Annotated in this window: 19 protein-coding genes; 8 read left to right on the plus strand and 11 right to left on the minus strand. The window is 39.5% G+C overall.

Translation table 11 applies throughout. The features are described 5' to 3' along the window. The 6 genes from IE199_RS06885 (at position 1) to IE199_RS06910 (ending at position 6,655) form a co-directional block, all read left to right on the plus strand. The gene (locus tag IE199_RS06885; protein WP_189768557.1) at positions 1 to 855 is read left to right on the plus strand and encodes a patatin-like phospholipase family protein; all 855 of its coding nucleotides are present in this window, start codon (positions 1 to 3) and stop codon (positions 853 to 855) included. 118 nt (positions 856 to 973) lie between these two features. Further along, the gene (locus tag IE199_RS06890; RefSeq protein ID WP_189768559.1) at positions 974 to 2,578 is read left to right on the plus strand and encodes an acyl-CoA ligase (AMP-forming), exosortase A system-associated; all 1,605 of its coding nucleotides are present in this window, start codon (positions 974 to 976) and stop codon (positions 2,576 to 2,578) included. Continuing rightward, complete coding sequence (locus IE199_RS06895; protein WP_189768561.1) at positions 2,571 to 3,803, plus strand: pyridoxal-dependent decarboxylase, exosortase A system-associated; 1,233 nt, start codon at positions 2,571 to 2,573, stop codon at positions 3,801 to 3,803. The genes IE199_RS06890 and IE199_RS06895 overlap by 8 nt, the downstream gene beginning before the upstream one ends. An 87-nt stretch (positions 3,804 to 3,890) precedes the next feature. Then, positions 3,891 to 4,691, plus strand: coding sequence for a PEP-CTERM/exosortase system-associated acyltransferase (locus tag IE199_RS06900; protein WP_189768563.1), 801 nt, complete (start codon positions 3,891 to 3,893; stop codon positions 4,689 to 4,691). A gap of 12 nt (positions 4,692 to 4,703) precedes the next feature. Further along, positions 4,704 to 5,564 carry a ThiF family adenylyltransferase gene (locus IE199_RS06905; protein WP_189768565.1) on the plus strand — a complete coding sequence of 287 codons (861 nt, stop codon included), beginning with the start codon at positions 4,704 to 4,706 and terminating at the stop codon, positions 5,562 to 5,564. 29 nt (positions 5,565 to 5,593) lie between these two features. Next, positions 5,594 to 6,655 carry a nitroreductase family protein gene (locus IE199_RS06910; RefSeq protein WP_189768567.1) on the plus strand — a complete coding sequence of 354 codons (1,062 nt, stop codon included), beginning with the start codon at positions 5,594 to 5,596 and terminating at the stop codon, positions 6,653 to 6,655. 87 nt (positions 6,656 to 6,742) lie between these two features. Here IE199_RS06910 and trpS read toward each other — a convergent pair whose 3' ends face one another. Together trpS and rpe are read right to left on the minus strand one after the other, a co-directional pair. Then, a complete protein-coding gene (trpS, locus tag IE199_RS06915) occupies positions 6,743 to 7,747 on the minus strand; it encodes a tryptophan--tRNA ligase (protein ID WP_189768569.1) in 1,005 nt (334 codons plus the stop codon). A 25-nt stretch (positions 7,748 to 7,772) separates the two neighbouring features. Continuing rightward, complete coding sequence (gene rpe / locus IE199_RS06920) at positions 7,773 to 8,441, minus strand: ribulose-phosphate 3-epimerase (RefSeq protein ID WP_189768571.1); 669 nt, start codon at positions 8,439 to 8,441, stop codon at positions 7,773 to 7,775. Positions 8,442 to 8,716: 275 nt separating this feature from the next. Here rpe and IE199_RS06925 point away from each other — a divergent pair, with 275 nt between their 5' ends. Further along, positions 8,717 to 9,385 (plus strand): TorF family putative porin, encoded by a 669-nt coding sequence (locus IE199_RS06925; protein WP_189768573.1) that lies wholly within the window; start codon positions 8,717 to 8,719, stop codon positions 9,383 to 9,385. An 87-nt stretch (positions 9,386 to 9,472) separates the two neighbouring features. Beyond that, a complete protein-coding gene (locus tag IE199_RS06930) occupies positions 9,473 to 9,664 on the plus strand; it encodes a DUF2970 domain-containing protein (protein ID WP_189768575.1) in 192 nt (63 codons plus the stop codon). Positions 9,665 to 9,806: 142 nt separating this feature from the next. Here IE199_RS06930 and IE199_RS06935 read toward each other — a convergent pair whose 3' ends face one another. The 9 genes from IE199_RS06935 to IE199_RS06975 all read right to left on the minus strand — a co-directional run bounded on the left by IE199_RS06935 (position 9,807) and on the right by IE199_RS06975 (position 18,658). Then, complete coding sequence (locus tag IE199_RS06935) at positions 9,807 to 10,634, minus strand: Dam family site-specific DNA-(adenine-N6)-methyltransferase (protein ID WP_189768577.1); 828 nt, start codon at positions 10,632 to 10,634, stop codon at positions 9,807 to 9,809. A 41-nt stretch (positions 10,635 to 10,675) separates the two neighbouring features. Beyond that, complete coding sequence (locus IE199_RS06940; protein ID WP_189768579.1) at positions 10,676 to 12,085, minus strand: hypothetical protein; 1,410 nt, start codon at positions 12,083 to 12,085, stop codon at positions 10,676 to 10,678. 19 nt (positions 12,086 to 12,104) lie between these two features. Further along, positions 12,105 to 13,169 (minus strand): 3-dehydroquinate synthase, encoded by a 1,065-nt coding sequence (aroB, locus tag IE199_RS06945; RefSeq protein ID WP_189768581.1) that lies wholly within the window; start codon positions 13,167 to 13,169, stop codon positions 12,105 to 12,107. Between the two features lies 1 nt (position 13,170). Then, positions 13,171 to 13,689 (minus strand): shikimate kinase AroK, encoded by a 519-nt coding sequence (gene aroK, locus IE199_RS06950; RefSeq protein ID WP_189768583.1) that lies wholly within the window; start codon positions 13,687 to 13,689, stop codon positions 13,171 to 13,173. 146 nt (positions 13,690 to 13,835) lie between these two features. Beyond that, positions 13,836 to 15,851, minus strand: a complete 2,016-nt coding sequence (locus tag IE199_RS06955) for a type IV pilus secretin PilQ (protein ID WP_229854587.1) — start codon at positions 15,849 to 15,851, stop codon at positions 13,836 to 13,838. Positions 15,852 to 15,892: 41 nt separating this feature from the next. Then, a complete protein-coding gene (locus tag IE199_RS06960; RefSeq protein ID WP_189768587.1) occupies positions 15,893 to 16,423 on the minus strand; it encodes a pilus assembly protein PilP in 531 nt (176 codons plus the stop codon). Then, complete coding sequence (locus IE199_RS06965; RefSeq protein ID WP_189768589.1) at positions 16,420 to 17,016, minus strand: type IV pilus inner membrane component PilO; 597 nt, start codon at positions 17,014 to 17,016, stop codon at positions 16,420 to 16,422. Before IE199_RS06965 ends, IE199_RS06960 begins: the two co-directional genes overlap by 4 nt. Then, the gene (locus IE199_RS06970; protein WP_189768591.1) at positions 17,013 to 17,591 is read right to left on the minus strand and encodes a PilN domain-containing protein; all 579 of its coding nucleotides are present in this window, start codon (positions 17,589 to 17,591) and stop codon (positions 17,013 to 17,015) included. Before IE199_RS06970 ends, IE199_RS06965 begins: the two co-directional genes overlap by 4 nt. Beyond that, positions 17,579 to 18,658 carry a pilus assembly protein PilM gene (locus tag IE199_RS06975; protein ID WP_189768593.1) on the minus strand — a complete coding sequence of 360 codons (1,080 nt, stop codon included), beginning with the start codon at positions 18,656 to 18,658 and terminating at the stop codon, positions 17,579 to 17,581. The genes IE199_RS06970 and IE199_RS06975 overlap by 13 nt, the downstream gene beginning before the upstream one ends. Between the last annotated feature and the right edge of the window lie 113 nt (positions 18,659 to 18,771).

Genomic DNA, 18,771 nt, shown 5'->3' on the forward strand with positions numbered 1-18,771 from the left:
ATGACAGCAAATAAAATAGTTCCAATATTAGCAGGCGGTGGCACTCGCTTACCTGCACACGTAGGCATATTACAAGCGCTAGACGAATACAACATTCCCTTCGACACTATAGTTGGTGTATCGGGAGGTAGTATTATAAGCAGCTTATTTGCTTCAGGCTTGTCATTAGCCGAAGTTAAACACATTGCCTTAAACACAGACTACTCTCAGTTTAGAGGGTTTTCTCTGGTCAAATTGATACGAAATGGCGGTTTAAGCTCTGGAGATGTGTTTGAACGATGGATAGATCGTTTATTAAATGGCAAAACCTTTAAAGAAATGAAATACGATTTACACGTCGTGGCAACTGACGTAGCACGAGGTAAACCTGTTATTTTTAACAAAGAAAAAACGCCAGACGTGAAAGTATCGCTTGCCGTTAGGTTTTCTATGTCTATTCCTTTAGTATTTAGCTTCAAAAAATTTGATGAACACCTGATGGTTGATGGCAGTATTTTGTCAGAAGATGCTTTACATCGAGACTGGGCAAATGATGGCACTCCTGTTATTTGTTTTCGCCTAAAAGGTGACTATGAATATGACGATATTAAAATTAAAGGCTTATTCCCTATAGTGCAATATGTGAGCCTATTGATCAGAACTTTTATGACAACGATTTCACGGGAATATATCAACGAAGCGTTTTGGCACAATACCGTGGTAGTTAACACTGGAACATCTTCAGCAGTAGACTTCAATATGACTACAGAACAAAAAGAAGCTCTGTACTTTAAAGGCTATCATACGGCATTAAAAATACTGCCCATTAAAGTTAAAGCGCTTAATATTGATAATTTAGCCGCTAAAACGATGTGAGCTTCCTTGCAAAGGTTTGCAAAAATAAACATTTATTAAACATTCTTGTTCTGGCAAACGATTGTTGTTTCATATTAACATGTGCAAATAAAACGTTACGCTACTTTCAGGATGAATAATGATCAACCTCGTGCATCAGCTTATCGAAGATAGTGTTAAACACTACCCGGATAAATTGGCGCTTATAACTAATAAAAAGTCCACTACCTACCAAGAACTCAACACAAATGTTGAGCAAATAAGCAGAGGTTTGCAGCGCTACACTACCGGCCGTCACGCTCGCATTGGTATTTATCTACACAAAACCGAAGAAGCTGTTATTTCTATGCTGGGAACAAGTCGCTGTCAGCGAATATTTGTGCCTATTAATCCGATATTAAAGTCAGCTCAGGTATCACACATTATTAATGACTGTGATATTGAATTATTAATCACTAATAAAGCACGGTTAATGGCGCTAGAGACAATGTTGACTCAACTACCATCATTAAAGTTTATTATTTTAATCGATGATTTTGATAGCAAAATAGCATTACCAGCAAGTATTCAAATAGTAACTTGGTCTTCGCTGCTAGTTGAACAAGGAAATAGTCCGTCAATCACATCAACAGGAAGTGATGTTGCTGCTATTTTTTATACCTCCGGTAGTACAGGAAAGCCTAAAGGTGTGGTGTTATCTCATCAAAACATCGTATTAGGTGCAAATTCTGTCGCAACCTACTTAAAAAATACAAGTGATGATACTATCCTCGCCGCACTGCCCTTTAGTTTTGATTATGGTTTTAGCCAACTGACTACCAGCTTACTTGTTGGCGCTACCTGTGTGTTATTAGATTACTTATTACCTCGAGATGTGCTTAAAGCTATTGATAGCTACAAAATTACGGGGTTAGCCGCTGTTCCGCCATTGTGGGCGCAGCTTTGCAGTATTGACTGGAACAAATACGATGTCAGTAGCGTAAGGTATTTTACAAACAGTGGGGGTGTGTTAGCTCAAGCCAATCTCAATACCTTAAGACAGCACTTACCAAATGCCAAGCCCTATTTGATGTATGGCTTAACTGAAGCATTTCGCTCTACTTACCTTTGCCCTGAGCAGATTGATCATCGCCCAACCTCCATAGGTAAAGCCATCCCCAATGCGGAAATTCTTGTACTCGATTCAAATGGCAACGAGTGCCCTGCAAATCAGCCTGGCGAATTAGTGCATTTGGGGCCATTGGTTTCTCTTGGTTATTGGAACGACATTAAACGCACAGAAATAAGATTCAAACCAAGTCCGCTGCAACCCAGCGGTATACCAATTAATCAAAAGGCGGTTTGGTCAGGTGACTCTGTGTACAGAGACGAAGAAGGCTATTTGTATTTTGTCGCTAGGCAAGATGAAATGATTAAAACGTCAGGTTACCGTGTCAGCCCTGCTGAAATCGAAGAGTGCATATATCAACATCCAAACATCGTCGAAGTAGCGGTAGTCGGCGCATACGATGCTGATTTAGGGCAGGCGATTTTGGTGTTAGTTTCAACAAATAATGAACAAAGCGTAGAATCGATTAGCAATAACATCACGCAGCTTTGTTTAAAAGAATTACCCAACTACATGAAGCCTAAACAAGTGCTTGTAGTTGATCAGCTTCCTAAAAATGCTAATGGGAAGATTGATCGTAGTTTGTTAAACAGCAAATATAAAAACCATTTTTTGGATAAAGAAACGCATGATTAATCATCACGAAAAACAAAATCACTTTGGCAGTCTCAACAACCAATTAATGGTGCAAGATAAAAACTTAACAGACATTGACGCGATCGTCGGGCAGACACCTTTTTACGTTTATGATTCCAGTATTGTTCAACAGCGCATAACAACACTGGTTGAGCAGTTGCCAAAACGCATCAATCTACATTATGCAATTAAAGCAAATCCTTATTTACCTTTGGTGCACTTTATAAAGCCTTTAGTTAAAGGGTTTGATGTTGCATCTAAAAAAGAAATGTTACTGGCATTAGAGTCAGGAATGCCAGCAAACCACATTAGCTTTGCGGGCCCTGGTAAATCTGATGGAGATTTAACAGCGGCAATATTAACAGGCGTTATTTTGCATGCAGAGTCGCTCAACGAAATAAAACGCGCTATCGCTATTGGCAAATCTGTCAACCGCAAGCCTAATATCGCTATTAGAGTCAATCCAGCATTTGAGTTAAAAGCTTCCGGCATGAAAATGGCGGGCGGTGCCAAGCCTTTTGGTGTTGATGAAGAGGTCGTGTTATCCGCTCTGCCTTCGCTCGACTATGAAAATATGACCTTCAAAGGTTTTCATATTTACGCAGGTTCACAAAATCTAGACGCAAACGCTATCATCGACATGCATAATCAAACTTTTGAACTTGCCCTGAAGCTTGTTGATGCAACACCTGTCCCAATTTCACACATTAATTTAGGTGGTGGCTTTGGTGTTCCTTATTTTGCCAAAGAAAAAGCACTAAACATTGATCCAATCGCAAATAACTTACATAAATTATGTAACAATAGCGATAAATTGGCAGGCATAGATTTAATTGTTGAATTAGGTAGATATTTGGTGGCAGAAGCTGGGCTTTATGTCTGCAAGGTCGTTGATAAGAAAGTCTCTCGTGACAAAACTTATTTAGTATGTGACGGAGGCCTACATCATCATTTGGCTAATTCAGGTAATTTTGGGCAGGTGATCAGAAAAAACTACCCTCTTGCCATAGGTAATAAGCTAGTAGATACAGCTGAATCTCCTATGGAAAAAGTAGATATTGTGGGCCCACTTTGCACACCTTTAGATATCATAGGGCAAGCGGTTGAGCTACCCAAAGCTGATGTTGGCGACTATATAGTAGTATTCCAATCAGGAGCTTATGGAGCTTCAGCTAGCCCAAAAGATTTTCTTAGCCAGCCACATTTAAGTGAAATATTATTTTAACGAAAAATTAACATTGAAATAAGTAATGAAATTTCACCATATGCTGTTATATTTAATGATAGGTTTTACAAGGCGCAAATAAAAAAAATGAGTGGATATTCAATAGCTAAGAATTTTGATCAATATTTTAGGATCAAATTCGCCAGTACCAAGGAGCTACAGCAGGAAGCTTACAAAATAAGGTACAGTGTTTATGCCGACGAACTCGGCTGGGAACCTAGCAACGACGATAAGATAGAAACCGACGAATGTGATGATTATGCGTATCACTGCTTGTTGGAGCATAGACGAACTGGTACCTATGCTGGCTGTATTCGTTTGATTATTCCACCTGGTGAAAACCCACAATATTTATTGCCATTTGAACAACACTGCATGGACAGCTTAAAGCGCGAAGTGTTAGATACCAATACCTTACCGCGAGGTGGCTTTGGTGAAATCTCGCGACTTGCCGTACTTTCTTCGTTTAGACGACGTGAACAAGAAAAAAACAAACCTTATATCTTGGCTAATGTAAATCCAGATACCATGTATTCAGAGGAAGAGCGCCGAAACTTTCCTAATATTGCCATCGGCTTGTATTTAGGCGGCTTAGCGCTAGCAGCCATGTGCAATCACGTGGGTATAATGGTGATGATGGAGACTCGCCTAAACCGGAGACTACAACGATTCGGTCTTCCCTTTGACCAAATTGGTGAAGAAACTGATTATCATGGGCGTCGTGCTATGTTTTATTTGCGCAAAGAAAATTTCTACCGAGAACTCAATGAACAAATGCGCGAACTTTATGACATCATAGAAAAAGAGCTACTCACGCAAATTTCACTGCATGATTATAGTGCAGATAACACATTTAAAATTCCTGAAATTTATCGAAACCCTAAATAATAAGGCTTATACATGTCACATCAATTTGATTACGACCTGGCGTTTTCTCGTAATATTGGGTGGTTTACAGAAGAAGAACAACATCAACTTAAAAACAAATGTATTGCTATTGCTGGAATGGGCGGAGTTGGCGGAGATCATTTTTTAACGCTAGTAAGAATTGGCATTGGCAAATTTCACGTATCAGATTTTGACGAATTTGGCTGTGAAAACACAAATCGCCAAGTTGGTGCCAATATCAATACTTACGGTGCACCTAAGTTAGATACTATGGTGAAAATGGCATTGGACATTAATCCAGAGCTAGAAATTAAAACGTTTGAACAAGGTATTAACGAAGATAACATTCACGACTTTTTAGACGGCGTTGATTGTTATGTTGATTCGTTAGACTTTTTCGCTGTAGATGCTAGAAGACTGGTTTTTGATCAGTGTGCTAAAAAACAAATTCCTGCCACTACAGCTGCACCTATTGGTATGGGCACGGCTTATCTAAACTTTCTCCCCGGACAAATGACCTTTGAAGAATACTTTAGGTTAGAAGGTCACACAGAAAATGAACAATACTTAAAGTTTTTCCTTGGCTTAACTCCTGCTGCTTTACAAAGTAGCTATTTAGTTGACCCAACAAGGTTAGATCTTGCCAATAAAAAAGGCCCATCAACGTTTGTTGGCTGCCAATTAGCTGCAGGTGTTGCCGCAGCTCAAGTGGTGAAAATTTTTCTCAATCGTGGTGATGTATTAAACGTGCCTTGGGGTTTACATTTTGACGCCTATCGTAATAAATTCAAAAAAACTTGGCGTCCGGGTGGCAATAACAACCCTATTCAAAAGTTGGCTTATCATATTGCTAAGCGCAAAATGGGAATTTGATTTAAATCTTTTAGTTAGGATGTTTAGCTATGCTAAGTCAACAAGACGTAAATGCCATTATTGAAGCGGCGATTTTTGCTCCATCAGCCGACAATAGTTTACCTTTTTTATTTGATTACGATGGTCAAAACACAATAAAGTTTTTTACCGATGAAACACGTTCGGGAAAAGCGACAGATCAAGGTTTTGCATTATCTGATATAGCACTCGGTGCAGTGCTTGAAAATGCGATTATTAAAGGTAGCTCGTTAGGTTATGACTGTGATATTCAATATTTTCCTGATATCGAACATCAACCTAGACATATAGCAAACGTCACTTTTACCAAAGCCGCAACACCCATTCAGCCAAACCCGCTTGTTCAAGCAATTACTGAGCGCTGTACCGATCGTAGGTTTCCTTTTAAAGGCCCAGTTCAACAAGAGGTAATAACTCGCTTACAACAAGCTGCCGAGTTTCATCAATGTGAGCTTGCCATTTATGACAACAAGGCAAGTAAACAAAAGGTGTTGCCTGTCATTCAAAAAGCGGAAACCATCCGCTTTGAGAGCCAGTTACTTCATCAAGAGCTATTTTCAACAGTCGACTTTGAAAATCCAACACCCGCCGAAGGTATGCCAGTATCAACCTTAGCCATTGAAGCGCCAGCCAGACCATTTTTTAAGTTAATGTCTAAATGGAAATATATGAACTTCTTTAATAAATTAGGCGGTTCAAAAATGTTAGGCTTGCGCTCGGTTAAAGTACCAATTGCATTCTCACCGTTACTTGTATTATTAAAAATTCCAAGTAATAGCCGTCGTGATGTAATTCGTGGTGGGCAAGCGCTTCAGCGTATTTGGTTACAAGCAGCTGCAGATAAGCTAGCGGTGCAACCTTATGCTGCTCCGGGCGTATTTTCATTAGGGCATTTACAAATTGAAGAGCCCTTGATGCCAAGATTAGCAGCGGTTCAACAGGAGATGGCAAACATTGTAGAAAACAAAGGTTATGGCTTAATGTTTTTGCGCATGGGCTATAATTCACCAGTGACTAATCGTACCTTACGCAGACCACTCGAAAGTTATCGAATGACGCAAAGTAACAGCTAACAATTGAATTACAACTTTATACTTCCAAAGAAAAAGGTAGCTTATGAGCTACCTTTTTTAATGCATCTGTCTTAGATTGTTATCTTATTAAGGTTTGCCCACAAAGCCTATTGCATCGTATACCGCTTTAAGAACTCCTGAAGCACGTTCTGAAGCTTTATCAGCGCCGTTACGCATCACTTCATTTAAATACGCCTGGTCATTACGGTATTGATTAAATCGCTCTTGGATAGGTTCTAACATTGAAACTACCGCGTCGGCAACATCACCTTTTAAGTGGCCATACATTTTATCTTCATATTGTGGTACTAATTCAGCGACAGATTGATTTGTCGTGCACGACAATAGCGATAATAGGTTTGACACACCTGGTTTTTCTGCGACGTCAAAGAAGATTCGCGCTTGCTCATCTGAATCAGTCACTGCACGTTTTATTTTCTTAGCGATCTTTTTCGGATCTTCTAACAAGCCAATAAAATTGCCAGGATTATCGTCTGATTTAGACATTTTCTTCAGCGGATCTTGTAGGCTCATAATACGAGCGCCAAATTCTGGAATATGTGGCTCAGGCACTACAAAAATGTCACCGTAAAGGTTATTAAAGCGAGTCGCCACATCTCGCGCTAATTCTAAGTGTTGCTTTTGATCATCGCCAACAGGCACATGGTTTGCTGCGTATAACAGTATATCTGCCGCCATCAAAACAGGATAAGTAAATAAACCAGCATTCATATTTGCTTCTGATTTTTGTGACTTATCCTTGTACTGCGTCATGCGGTTTAATTCACCCATTTGCGTATAGCAATTTAGTACCCAGCTCAATTGTGAGTGCTCAGGCACATGAGATTGAATGAAAATAGTACTTTTTTCAGGGTCCACACCACAAGCAAGGTACAAGGCTAAACCATCGAGTGTTGCTTTATGTAGTGCTGCAGGATCAGGGCGAACTGTAATTGCATGCTGATCAACCAGCATGTAATAACAATGATGGCTTTCTTGCATATTGACCCACTGTTTCAGAGCGCCTAAATAATTTCCTATCGTTAGTTCACCTGAAGGCTGACAGCCACTTAATACAACGGGTTTATTCATTATTAATCTACCTATAACTCTCTTTTTAAATGCTAGCTAACGCTTGACGCATTTCGTCAATCGCTACTTTGTAATCTGGTTTTGAGAAAATCGCAGAGCCGGCAACAAACATATCGGCGCCCGCCTTGGCAATTTCAGCAATGTTGTCTGCTTTGACACCACCATCAACTTCTAAACGAATATCGCGGCCACTCTCTACAATGCGCTGTTTTACTAATTTTATTTTATCGATAGTCCCCGGAATAAATGACTGGCCACCAAAACCTGGGTTTACCGACATTAATAAGATGACATCGACTTTATCCATGACAAAATCTAAGACAGACAACGGCGTTGCAGGGTTTAATACTAGCCCGGCTTTACAGCCACTATCTTTAATCAGCTGTATGCTGCGATCAACATGTTCACTTGCTTCCGGATGAAAGGTGATAATGTCAGCCCCTGCTTCGGCAAATGCAGGAATCAGTGTATCAACTGGCTTAATCATTAAATGAACGTCTATTGGAGCCGTAATACCGTAGTCACGCAACGACTTACATACCATAGGACCAAAGGTTAAGTTTGGTACATAGTGATTATCCATTACATCAAAATGAATAACATCTGCTCCTGCGGCAAGAACGTTATCAACGTCTTCCCCAAGTCGAGCGAAATCTGCGGATAAAATAGATGGTGCAATTAAAAATGATGACATGCTGATTTTCTCTTAAAAAAACAGCGCTACTTTATACTAAATGTTCAAAATAATCGACCACTACTAGCTGCACTTTTTTTGAACAACACAGTTTATTTTTGCACCAAACTTGTTCGTGTATTTAACTGCCGCCGCTTACCAATTAATCCACAACACCCTATCTAACTGTTTTATATAGCTTTAACAAGAAACACAGTGAATTGTCTATAACAGGCATTGGTTTTGCAACTGCCAATTGTACCCTCTGTAACTACACAACCAAGAAGAGTAATTATATGAAATACAATAAAAATACTTTAACTGTTTCCACGCTTATATGTTGTTCTGCTTTACATATGAACTCAGCCCTTGCCGGTGAGCTAAGTGCCAATGTAGCTGCGACCAGCAATTACCTATGGCGAGGCTTAGAGCAAACCCAAGGTAAAGCTGCTATTTCAGGAGGCTTAGACTTGTCCTATGATAGTGGTTTTTACATGGGCACATGGGCGTCGAATGCTGACTGGGCCGAAGGAATGACCTATGAGCTGGATTTATATGCCGGCTTTAGTGGTAGTTTAAACGATAGTATTGGGTATGATTTTGGATTTATTTATTTTGCATACCCAGATGAAGCTTCCGGCGATGCCGATTTTTCTGAAATTTATGCTAACTTTTCTATTCAAAGGCTCAGCGTCGGCGTCGCTGTATTAGCAGATGGCGAAGGTGGTGATTTTGGTGATTCATTGTATGTTTCAGCAGACTACAGTGTTCCTGTCGCTCATGATGCTGAATTGGGTTTCCATGTAGGATCGTACACTGGTGACTGGCTGGCCGAAGAAACAATGGATTTTGGCATAAATCTAAACAAAAATGGATTTACGTTTGGTTTATCAAAAACTGATGCCGATGGCTCAGCAGGTGATCTAAAAGTATATTTAACCTACGCAATTGATATTTCGCTATAGAATCCCTAGCAGGAGTTGGTTATTTTTTTACCAATTTCTACATTCTCATGTTAGGGTATAGGGAGTGTCATTGAAGGATTGATAACTATGTTTCTTGCGCTCCCTATTAAGGATACCATTAAAAGTGTTGCTTCGGCTTTACTTGGCGTTCAGAGCAACAAAAATAGGCAAAGAGATTTTTCGTCTGGAAAGTTTTCCCATTTTGTTATTATTGGGTTAATTTTTGTTGTGCTTTTTGTACTAACATTAATGGCAATTGTTTCGCTGGTTGTCAGCTAACTCAATTAGTAGTAGTTGTTTAACCTCAGGTTTATTTCAGAAATAGTACTACATCAAACAAAATAATAACTTAGCAAACTCTTATATTTCTAACTCGATATTGTTGTCTGAATTCGAGGCATTTTGGAGCTGGATTAATTAACTATTTCGCTGGCTTATACAAGGCTAATAGTTCACCAACTTTTTTTCGATTACTGCCTTTTTGGCTAATCGTGCGGGCAACTTGTATTGCTTTACGTTTGTTTGCGCCTTGATAAATCTTACGCGTCCATATGGTATTGTGGTTACTGATCAGCACGGTCGCTTTTTTATCGGCTACCGTTTCTTCCGCCGCATTTGCCAAGTCGGCTTGTTCATCTAAGCCAAAACCATTACCTGCATAGCTAGTAAAACTTGCCGTTTTGCTTAATGGTACATACGGTGGGTCACAATAAATAACATCATTATTTTGCACACGAGCAAAGGTCTGGCGATAGCCTTCACAAATGAAGATAGCTTTTTGTGCTTTTTCAGCGAAGAATTCAATTTCTGCTTCAGGGAAATATGGTTTTTTGTATTTACCAAAAGGTACATTATAACCACCTGACTTGTTATAGCGGCATAAGCCGTTATAACCGTGACGGTTCATATAAAGAAATAATAACGAGCGGTAGTAACTATCAACACTTGCATTAAATTCACTTCTTAAATGGTAGTATGCTTCTGCTTGATTACATTGCTCAGTAAAAAACGCTTTTGCGTCTTCGATAAAAGACTGTGGTTTCTTTTGTATAGCTTGATAAAGGTTAATTAAATCTTTATTGATGTCATTCAATAAATACTCATCATAATCGGTATTCAAAAACACTGAGCCAGCACCAACAAACGGTTCAATTAAACGATCGCCATCGGGCAATAGTTTATTGATTTCTTCAATTAGGCTGTACTTTCCTCCAGCCCATTTTAAAAATGCTCGTTGCTTTTTTACCATTTAGAAAAATAACCCTAACATGGCAATAAAGCCACCTGTGTTTAAGAGGTGGGGATTGTAACTTGATTTGCGTCAGATTGGGAGCGCTCAAAGGCACTGATTTCAGCTTTTATTGCGCTTAATGACTTAATAAAACCACCACCCGATGCAAATTCCTCAGGTAATGTTTGACGAAAGCTTTCCGCCTGTTGACGAGTCTCAAATACTGGAGAGGTGAATACCGTCATCGTTTTATTACCAACTAGCTTGTCATAAGTTAAAACACCATAAACCTTTAACCTAGAACGCAGTTGCTCAATTACTTTACTATCGCTCACTACGCTTAACTGTATAACAAGTCCTTCTTGATTAGCAAAAGCAGAAGGCTCTTTTACTTCTTTTTGTTCAGCTATTACTTCTTGTGAATTTTGACTAGGTGAAATTTGAACTTCACTTTCAGTGTCTAATGTCGTTTCAATTGGAGTAACAGCAGGTTCTGGTTGCGCAAAAGACACAGATAAGCTTTGAATTATGTCAATCGGAGCCGCTGGAAGCTCAACCTTTTCCGTAATAGTGTTATCCACACTTTTTTGCAATTCTTGGCCATTTACACCTGATAACGCTTGATAAATATCTATTGGGTTTGCTTTACTGCCTACAACATCGATTTGCTCTTCCTTTTTAGTAATAGCTTTATCGTCAGTGATAGTTAAAGCAGCTAAGTCGCTTATTTCTACAGATTTTGATTGCACTGTCGTTTCGGCAGCTACTGGAAGCTGACTAAATTTAAAGGTTTCCATTTGATAAAGCTGATAAATTACTACCGCTGAAATAACCACTAGTAACATAAACGCCGCAAGCCATTTCAACAGCACGGCGTAGCGCTCGCTAGACTTTTTATACTGGAAAGACTTGTCAGATAAAGGAATTAGTTGTCCAGATACTGCAGAAATAATAGACAACTTCTTATGAAACAGCAGTGTATGCTGGTTCATTTTGATTGCCACTTCAGGTTGAGCCAACATAACAACCTGAATATCCAAACTTGCCTTTTTACCTATTTCAGCAAGCTGACACAACTCATGAAGTAGCTGGAAAGATAAATGATGTGCGTGTTCTACAACAATGGTTAACGGTTGTTGATGTTGTTTGAGTAAATTTACTACACTAACCGCTAACGACTGTTCAGGGTCAAACAAAACTTGTCCAAACAATTGCTCAACTAAGCGACAACGAATTTGAACGTCGTCTAATTTAGTTGATACCGTCAAATAAGCGGCGTTTCGTTCAACTGATAAATTCGCTAGAAATTGGCTACCAACCGCAGAATACTCTGAATAATTTTCATCAACAACGACCACGGCATGTTTAGAAAACCTGAGAATGTAATCTACACGTGCTACAGAACTAATTGCTGTAACTTGTGAGTTGTCGGATTGTTTAGTTTGAAGAGATTGTGCCAATGCTGACATGTTTCACCTACTCTGCGATTTACAGAATTTGCTGAAGCATGTCCTCACTGATGTCATCATGCATAACCGCTTGGCCAATTGCATGAGGGACAATTAAACGTAATTTACCTGCTACGTTTTTCTTATCGCGACGCATATGTTTGATAAAACTATCAAAACCCATACTTTCCGGCGCTGATAATGGTAAATTGAACGAAGATAATAAATCTTCAATTCGTCGTAGTTCTGACACTTCCAGCAAATTCAACTGAACTGCAAGTTTAGCAGCAAGTACCATGCCAGTTGCTACTGCCTCACCATGGAGCCAGTTGCCATACCCCATTTCAGCTTCAATTGCATGGCCAAAGGTATGCCCCAAGTTGAGTAATGCTCGTATGCCAGCTTCGGTTTCATCGGCAGAAACAATGTCTGCTTTACATTGACAGCATCGCTCGATCATCGCAATTAATGTGTCTTTGTCAGCAGATTTTATTTGTTCTTGATTTTGCTCTAACCAATCAAAAAATGCAGCATCACCTAAAATGCCATATTTAATAACTTCTGCCATGCCTGCTGCAAATTCGCGAGCTGGTAAGGAAGACAGGCTATTAATATCTATGATAACCGCTTTAGGCTGATAAAAAGCGCCAATCATGTTTTTGCCCAACGGATGATTAACAGCAGTTTTTCCACCCACTGAAGAATCTACTTGTGAAAGCAAAGTTGTTGGTATTTGAATAAAATCAATACCACGTTGATAACATGCTGCTGCAAACCCTGTGATATCGCCAATAACACCACCACCTAGGGCAATAAGTGTTGAGTCTCTGCCATGAGTATTTGCAAGCAAGTGTGACATAATGCGCTCAAAATTAGCTAAGCTTTTTTGTGCTTCGCCATCGGGCAATATGATTACGTCAACGTCAAAATCAGTGAGTTGCAATTGCAACTGTTCAAGATACAGCGCTGCAACAACATCATTCGTGACAATACACACCCTTTTACCACGAATATGTTGAGACAATAAGTCACCTGAAGTTAGTAGGTGACTATCTATGTAGATGGGGTAGCTACGCTCTGCGAGGTCGAGCTGCAATGTAGCCATTTTAGAACTCTAAACGCTCAACGATTTTGTTAGCAACGATTTTAGCACTCTGATCATCTGTTTGAACGATCACGTCAGCAACCTCTTCATAAAGAGGGTTGCGCTCAACGGCTAATTTTTCCAATACGCTGCGTGGCTCTTCCGATGTTTGAAGTAATGGACGACGACGATCTCTCTGTGTGCGGGCGACTTGTTTGTCGATAGTTGTTTCTAGATAAACAACGATTCCGCGAGCAGATAAACGATTGCGTACATGGTTACTAATCACTGAACCACCACCTGTTGCTAATACAATACCTTGCAACTCGGTTAAATCATCAATAACTTGCTCTTCTCTTTTGCGGAAGCCTTCTTCACCTTCCAGATCGAAAACCCAAGAAATATCAGCACCTGTGCGACGCTCGATTTCCTGATCTGAATCATAAAAATCTAAATGAAGTTTATCAGCTAACTCTCTACCTATGGTGCTTTTACCGGCGCCCATAGGGCCAACCAAGAAAATGTTACGTTTTTCTGCCATGAGACTAACTTAATACTCGTTAATAAATAGGTTTACGGGTAAGAGGGAACCTCCCTCGAAAATTTTAAGGGCGTAATTATCGCAATTGTTAGCAGCAGATTGCAAGTAAGCAATGTACAAAAACATAGCTTACTCGCAAAAATCTTTTAAAATCTTTCAGTTACGATCCTAGGTGTAACGAAAATAAGCAGCTCTTTTTTCTCATTAAAGTTATTACTGTTACGGAACATCCAACCAAAATATGGAATATCACCTAAAACAGGCACTTTAGACACGCTGTTTATTACCGATTGTTGATAAATTCCACCTAGCACAATGGTCTCACCATTATTAACTAAAACTTGTGTACCGATGCGTTGCGTATCAATTGCGGGTGCAGAACCATTAGTAACTTCTGAAACTGTATCCTGCGTAACCACTAAATCTAAGATTATGCGATTATCTGGCGTAATTTGAGGCGTTACCTTTAAACTTAATACCGCCTTTTTAAACTGGGTTGACGTTGCACCACTTGATGCAGCCTCTTGGTATGGAATTTCCACACCCTGTTCAATATATGCTTCTTTTTGATTGGCTGTGGTAATACGCGGACTAGCAATAATTTCGCCTTTGTTTTCCTTTTCTAAAGCACTTAACTCTAGATCTAAGATAGTGCCATCAGCAAGTCTAGCTACTTGAAACGCTAAGCTACCTGCAGGACTAGCGACTGGTAAGTTTACATTCAATCTATCATTTAAATTAGGAACAACACCTGTTCTTGCCGTGTTACTCCCCGTTAAGTTTCCTGAGGTTGAATATTCGCCATCAGTATCGGTAACACCCCAACGTATACCTAACTCTTCGTTTAGGTTGTCCTTCACAGTGACCATTCTAGATTCTATGACCACTTGTCTGACTGGAATATCTAACACCGTTACCATGCGTTTAATGTCTTCAATACTCTGTGCGGTATCTCTCACTAAAAGCGTATTTGTGCGTTCATCAACACTGACACTGCCACGCGGCGACAAAATACTGTTGTCTTCATTTTTAACTAAATCAGCAAATTCAGACGCTTTGGCGTAGTTAACTTGAATATACTCTGAATATAAAGGCGCAAGTTCTGCAACTTGCTGCAAAGCTTGTAATTCCTTAGCTTCTCTGGCGGCCAATTCATCGCCAGGAGCAACCATCAAAATGTTACCTTCCATGCGTTTATCTAACCCTTTAACTTTCAGGATAATATCCAAAGCCTGATCCCATGGCACACCATCTAATCTAAGAGTTATATTACCGGTTACGGTATCACTGGTTACTAAGTTAAAACCATTAAGATCGGCGATAATTTGTAAAACCGTGCGCACCGAAATATCTTGGAAGTTTAAAGAGATAGCTCGACCAGAAAAATCTTCAGCGTCACCTAAATATCCCGGTGTCTTAACATCTTCGGTCACAGTCAAAACAAACACATTATTTCGTTGTTCATGATCAAAGGTAAAGTTACCTTCAATATCTATCACCAATCGCGCGTTATTGCCTTCTCGAAATGTTTCTATCGACTCCACTTTTGTTCCGAAGTCAGTAACATCAAGAGTGTACAGCATATCTTCATCAATCTTAGTATTATGAAATTCGATAAAAACTTTACCTAGCCTATCGCTAACATCAACGGCTACCATACTATCGTTCAAATCGACCAAAATCTGAGCTTCATCTTTGTTGTTACGACGAAAATCAATTTTCTCGATACTATTGATAAACTCACTATTGACTGGCATGAGGTTGCCAAGTGCCTTAGGTGTGTTGTTTTTATTTAGGATTAAAGAAAATGCATTATCTTTAGAGCGGACGTCAAATACAGCTAAACGATCTAAATGAACCGTAGCGACAACTTTTCCTGCAAGCTTCGTCACAGTAACTTTTTCAACACCAGCATGCGCTATGCTAGTTTCGGCGAGGCTTTGAGCAAACACCTCAGCGTCAAAGGTGATATCTATTTTTGCAGGGTTCATTGAAGTTTTCACTTCAGGTTGAGACGAAATTTGATCTTTCATCAGAAAAACCAGTTCTATTTCATCATTTTGAATAGTGTTGTACCGAATCGTCGTAAGTTCTTGAGCAAAAGAAACTAAAGATATTAATGATAAAACAATCCCAATGGTTGCCTTTGTCAAAACGTTCATACACTTCTTATTAATATATATAAATTGCAGCATTGTTTCCCTTACCCCTCACTATTTGCTTCGACCATAGTAACGGTGGTTTCTCGTTCAACCCAGCAGCCTGCGCCATCAGGAATTAGCTCGATTACTTTTACTTGGTTTTGATTCACTTCAGCCACTCGCCCGTTGTACAGCCCAACATAGTTGCCAACACCAACTCTATGTAGTGTAGCATCTGACGCCTCAACGAGCGCCCAGATAATGTCTAGTTCTCCGAGTGTTCCACGCATCGTTAGGTCACTCAGTGCATATTTCTCAAGTGGTTGTTTTCTACGCCTTGGGTCTGGGCTTAAGCACCCTGACATCTGTTGAATCTTTTCTTGGATCGCTTCCGGTTTAGGTGCGTCAAATGGGCTTCTTAACGAAGCTGCCTCATAATTTATGTGATTGAACACCGGAACCGCTGGCATTGGTTCAATGGTATTTGGTGTGTTTGCCTTTACTTTGTCAATATAGGCATTGAGATCACTTGTATCATCGAAGCAACCTGCTAAACAACACGCCAACGATACCGAAATGACTAACTTTTTCATTGTTCACTTGTCTCCCGGTATCGATAAGTTTTTGCTTGCAACTTCAAGTTTAACTCACCATTTAGCCCCTGGGCCATGTTGATATCAAAGTCATGTAGCGTCACAATTCTCGGTAGCCCCGCAATTTTACTGACAAAATTACCAAAATCGTGGTAGGTACCTATAACTTCAATATCGATAGGAAGTTCAATATAGATTTCTTGAACAATTTCTGGTTGCCAATTGAGTTTAACAAAGTTCAGCCCACTGGTGGTGCCAACAAAAGTAATATCATCAAGCAAGCCTGGTGTTTCGTGGCTTTCAGGTAAGCTCTTTAATTGTTTGGCAAATAATGATTCCGCTTCAATCATTTGTTGTTGAAACAGCTCCAAATTTGCTGCGACGTAATATTTACTTTGATATTGGGTTTTGAGCTCTGATTCCTGAGCAACAACTCGGTTTAATTTATCTATTTTATTGCTTACGATTAGCACGTAACCTAAACCTAACACAACAATAGACAGAAATATCGCAAAGACGGCTTTTGGTAGAAATGGCCAATTGCCAATGTCGTCAAGCTCAAGGTTATCAAATTGGGAAACGTCTATTTTCATTTATTTTCCCCTGACTCATTCGTTGGTTGCGCTACTAAACTTTTAATCGTGACACGCATTTTGAAATCACTTAATAGTTTACTTTGTGCATCGGTTGCAGTGATCGATTCCAGTATTGCATTAGAAAAAAAGTCAGAGTTTTCGATTTGTCTGATCATGTTTGCTAAATGGTTATTAGATTCACTTTTACCAATCAATTGAATAATGCCACCTTGCTTTTCCATTTTCACTAAGTAAACGCCTGAAGGGACAATTTTAGCAATTTCATCAAGAACTTGAGTTCCAACGTTACGTTGCAACTGTAGCTGTTCAATTACTGCGATTCTGGTTTTTAGCTCTTCTTTCTTTTCATTAAGTGTTTTAATTTCACTTATTCTAGCGTCAAGAATAGTGATCTCATTCTGCAAATATTGGTTTCGTGCAACTTGTCCATCAATACGTAATTGATAAAATTGCCCAACCAAAAAAACAACGGCAAATGTGGCTAATGCAACAAAAGCAAGCAAGGTAAAATATGCACGCTGTTTTGTTTTTTCGGCCTCTTCACGCCATGGAAGCAGGTTTATATGTGCCATGGTGTAAAACTCCTTAGTGCCAAGCCCGCGGCAACAACAAACTGAGGTGCAGTTTTAGCAAGTTTTTCACTATCCACACTTGGCGCGATTTGCATGTGCTTAAACGGATTAGCAATAACCGTATGAATACCGAGTTCTTCATTCAGCAGCTGTTCAATACCTTCAACTTGCGCACAACCGCCAGAAATCAATAAATAATCAATTCTTTCTTTGCCACTTGAAGTTAAAAACATTTGAATTGCTCGTCGTATTTGTTGAACAAATATCGTATGAAACGGCGCTAAAACTTCAAAGGTGTAATTAGGAGGGAGCTCATTAGCAACTTTTGCAATTTCTGCTTCTTCAAAGGATTGATTGTAATACGAGACAATCGAGCGAGTGTACTGTTCGCCACCAAACAATTGGTCACGACTATACAAGTGTGTACCTTTCTCTGTCACAGAAAAAAGCGTCATTGATGCTCCGACATCAACCATGGCAACCACTTTTTCACTTGCATCATCGGGTAATTGGGCAAGCAAAAGGTCATATGAGCGACTAATTGCGTAAGATTCAACGTCGATTACTTTTGTCGTAAAACCACCGGCTTCAAGAGCGGAGACTCTAGCTTCAACCGATTCAGTCCTCGCCGCACTGAGTAATACATTTATCTTAGAGGGATCAGATTCGTTCACTTCTAAGGGTTCAAAATCAAGACTAACTTCATCAAGAGGGTACGGAATCAAACTATCCGCTTCAATTTCAATCTGGCTAGCGAGTTCTTGCTCAGTGAGCGCTACGTCCATATAAATAACTTTAGTGATAACTGTTTGTCCTGAAACAGCTGCTGCAGCCAGAGAGGCAGAAGACGAAATATTGGTGCGAAGTTTCGCGATCACTTTACCCACCGCTTCAATATCTTGAATTTCTCGGTCAATAATAGCGCCACGAGGCATTGCTTCACTAGCAACTGCTTCTAGCAGATAACCATCAGCACCTTGACTGATTAATACAGCTTTCGCTGCATGTGAACCAATATCAATTCCGACGATCAGTGATGTTTTCTTTTTCCATAAGTTACTGAGCATAACTTCTCACTAAATCATTTTGTTATAATAATATAGATATAATTTCCACATAAATACATTTATTACATGCTTTTAAAGGATATACTAGTAGTATTATCTATTTTTGCTAATTT

Source organism: Thalassotalea marina (genome assembly GCF_014656435.1).
Lineage (GTDB): Bacteria > Pseudomonadota > Gammaproteobacteria > Enterobacterales > Alteromonadaceae > Thalassotalea_C > Thalassotalea_C marina.

Excerpts from the sequence above, each read along its gene's own strand:
- IE199_RS06900 (WP_189768563.1), top strand. The coding sequence starts at position 3,891 with ATGAGTGGATATTCAATAGCTAAGAATTTTGATCAATATTTTAGGATC.
- IE199_RS06930 (WP_189768575.1), top strand. The coding sequence starts at position 9,473 with ATGTTTCTTGCGCTCCCTATTAAGGATACCATTAAAAGTGTTGCTTCG.
- IE199_RS06970 (WP_189768591.1), bottom strand. The coding sequence starts at position 17,591 with ATGGCACATATAAACCTGCTTCCATGGCGTGAAGAGGCCGAAAAAACA.
- IE199_RS06905 (WP_189768565.1), top strand. The coding sequence starts at position 4,704 with ATGTCACATCAATTTGATTACGACCTGGCGTTTTCTCGTAATATTGGG.
- trpS (WP_189768569.1), bottom strand. The coding sequence starts at position 7,747 with ATGAATAAACCCGTTGTATTAAGTGGCTGTCAGCCTTCAGGTGAACTA.
- IE199_RS06955 (WP_229854587.1), bottom strand. The coding sequence starts at position 15,851 with ATGAACGTTTTGACAAAGGCAACCATTGGGATTGTTTTATCATTAATA.
- IE199_RS06935 (WP_189768577.1), bottom strand. The coding sequence starts at position 10,634 with ATGGTAAAAAAGCAACGAGCATTTTTAAAATGGGCTGGAGGAAAGTAC.
- IE199_RS06965 (WP_189768589.1), bottom strand. The coding sequence starts at position 17,016 with ATGAAAATAGACGTTTCCCAATTTGATAACCTTGAGCTTGACGACATT.
- rpe (WP_189768571.1), bottom strand. The coding sequence starts at position 8,441 with ATGTCATCATTTTTAATTGCACCATCTATTTTATCCGCAGATTTCGCT.
- aroB (WP_189768581.1), bottom strand. The coding sequence starts at position 13,169 with ATGGCTACATTGCAGCTCGACCTCGCAGAGCGTAGCTACCCCATCTAC.
- IE199_RS06975 (WP_189768593.1), bottom strand. The coding sequence starts at position 18,658 with ATGCTCAGTAACTTATGGAAAAAGAAAACATCACTGATCGTCGGAATT.
- IE199_RS06940 (WP_189768579.1), bottom strand. The coding sequence starts at position 12,085 with ATGTCAGCATTGGCACAATCTCTTCAAACTAAACAATCCGACAACTCA.
- IE199_RS06925 (WP_189768573.1), top strand. The coding sequence starts at position 8,717 with ATGAAATACAATAAAAATACTTTAACTGTTTCCACGCTTATATGTTGT.
- IE199_RS06910 (WP_189768567.1), top strand. The coding sequence starts at position 5,594 with ATGCTAAGTCAACAAGACGTAAATGCCATTATTGAAGCGGCGATTTTT.
- IE199_RS06890 (WP_189768559.1), top strand. The coding sequence starts at position 974 with ATGATCAACCTCGTGCATCAGCTTATCGAAGATAGTGTTAAACACTAC.
- IE199_RS06885 (WP_189768557.1), top strand. The coding sequence starts at position 1 with ATGACAGCAAATAAAATAGTTCCAATATTAGCAGGCGGTGGCACTCGC.
- IE199_RS06895 (WP_189768561.1), top strand. The coding sequence starts at position 2,571 with ATGATTAATCATCACGAAAAACAAAATCACTTTGGCAGTCTCAACAAC.
- aroK (WP_189768583.1), bottom strand. The coding sequence starts at position 13,689 with ATGGCAGAAAAACGTAACATTTTCTTGGTTGGCCCTATGGGCGCCGGT.
- IE199_RS06960 (WP_189768587.1), bottom strand. The coding sequence starts at position 16,423 with ATGAAAAAGTTAGTCATTTCGGTATCGTTGGCGTGTTGTTTAGCAGGT.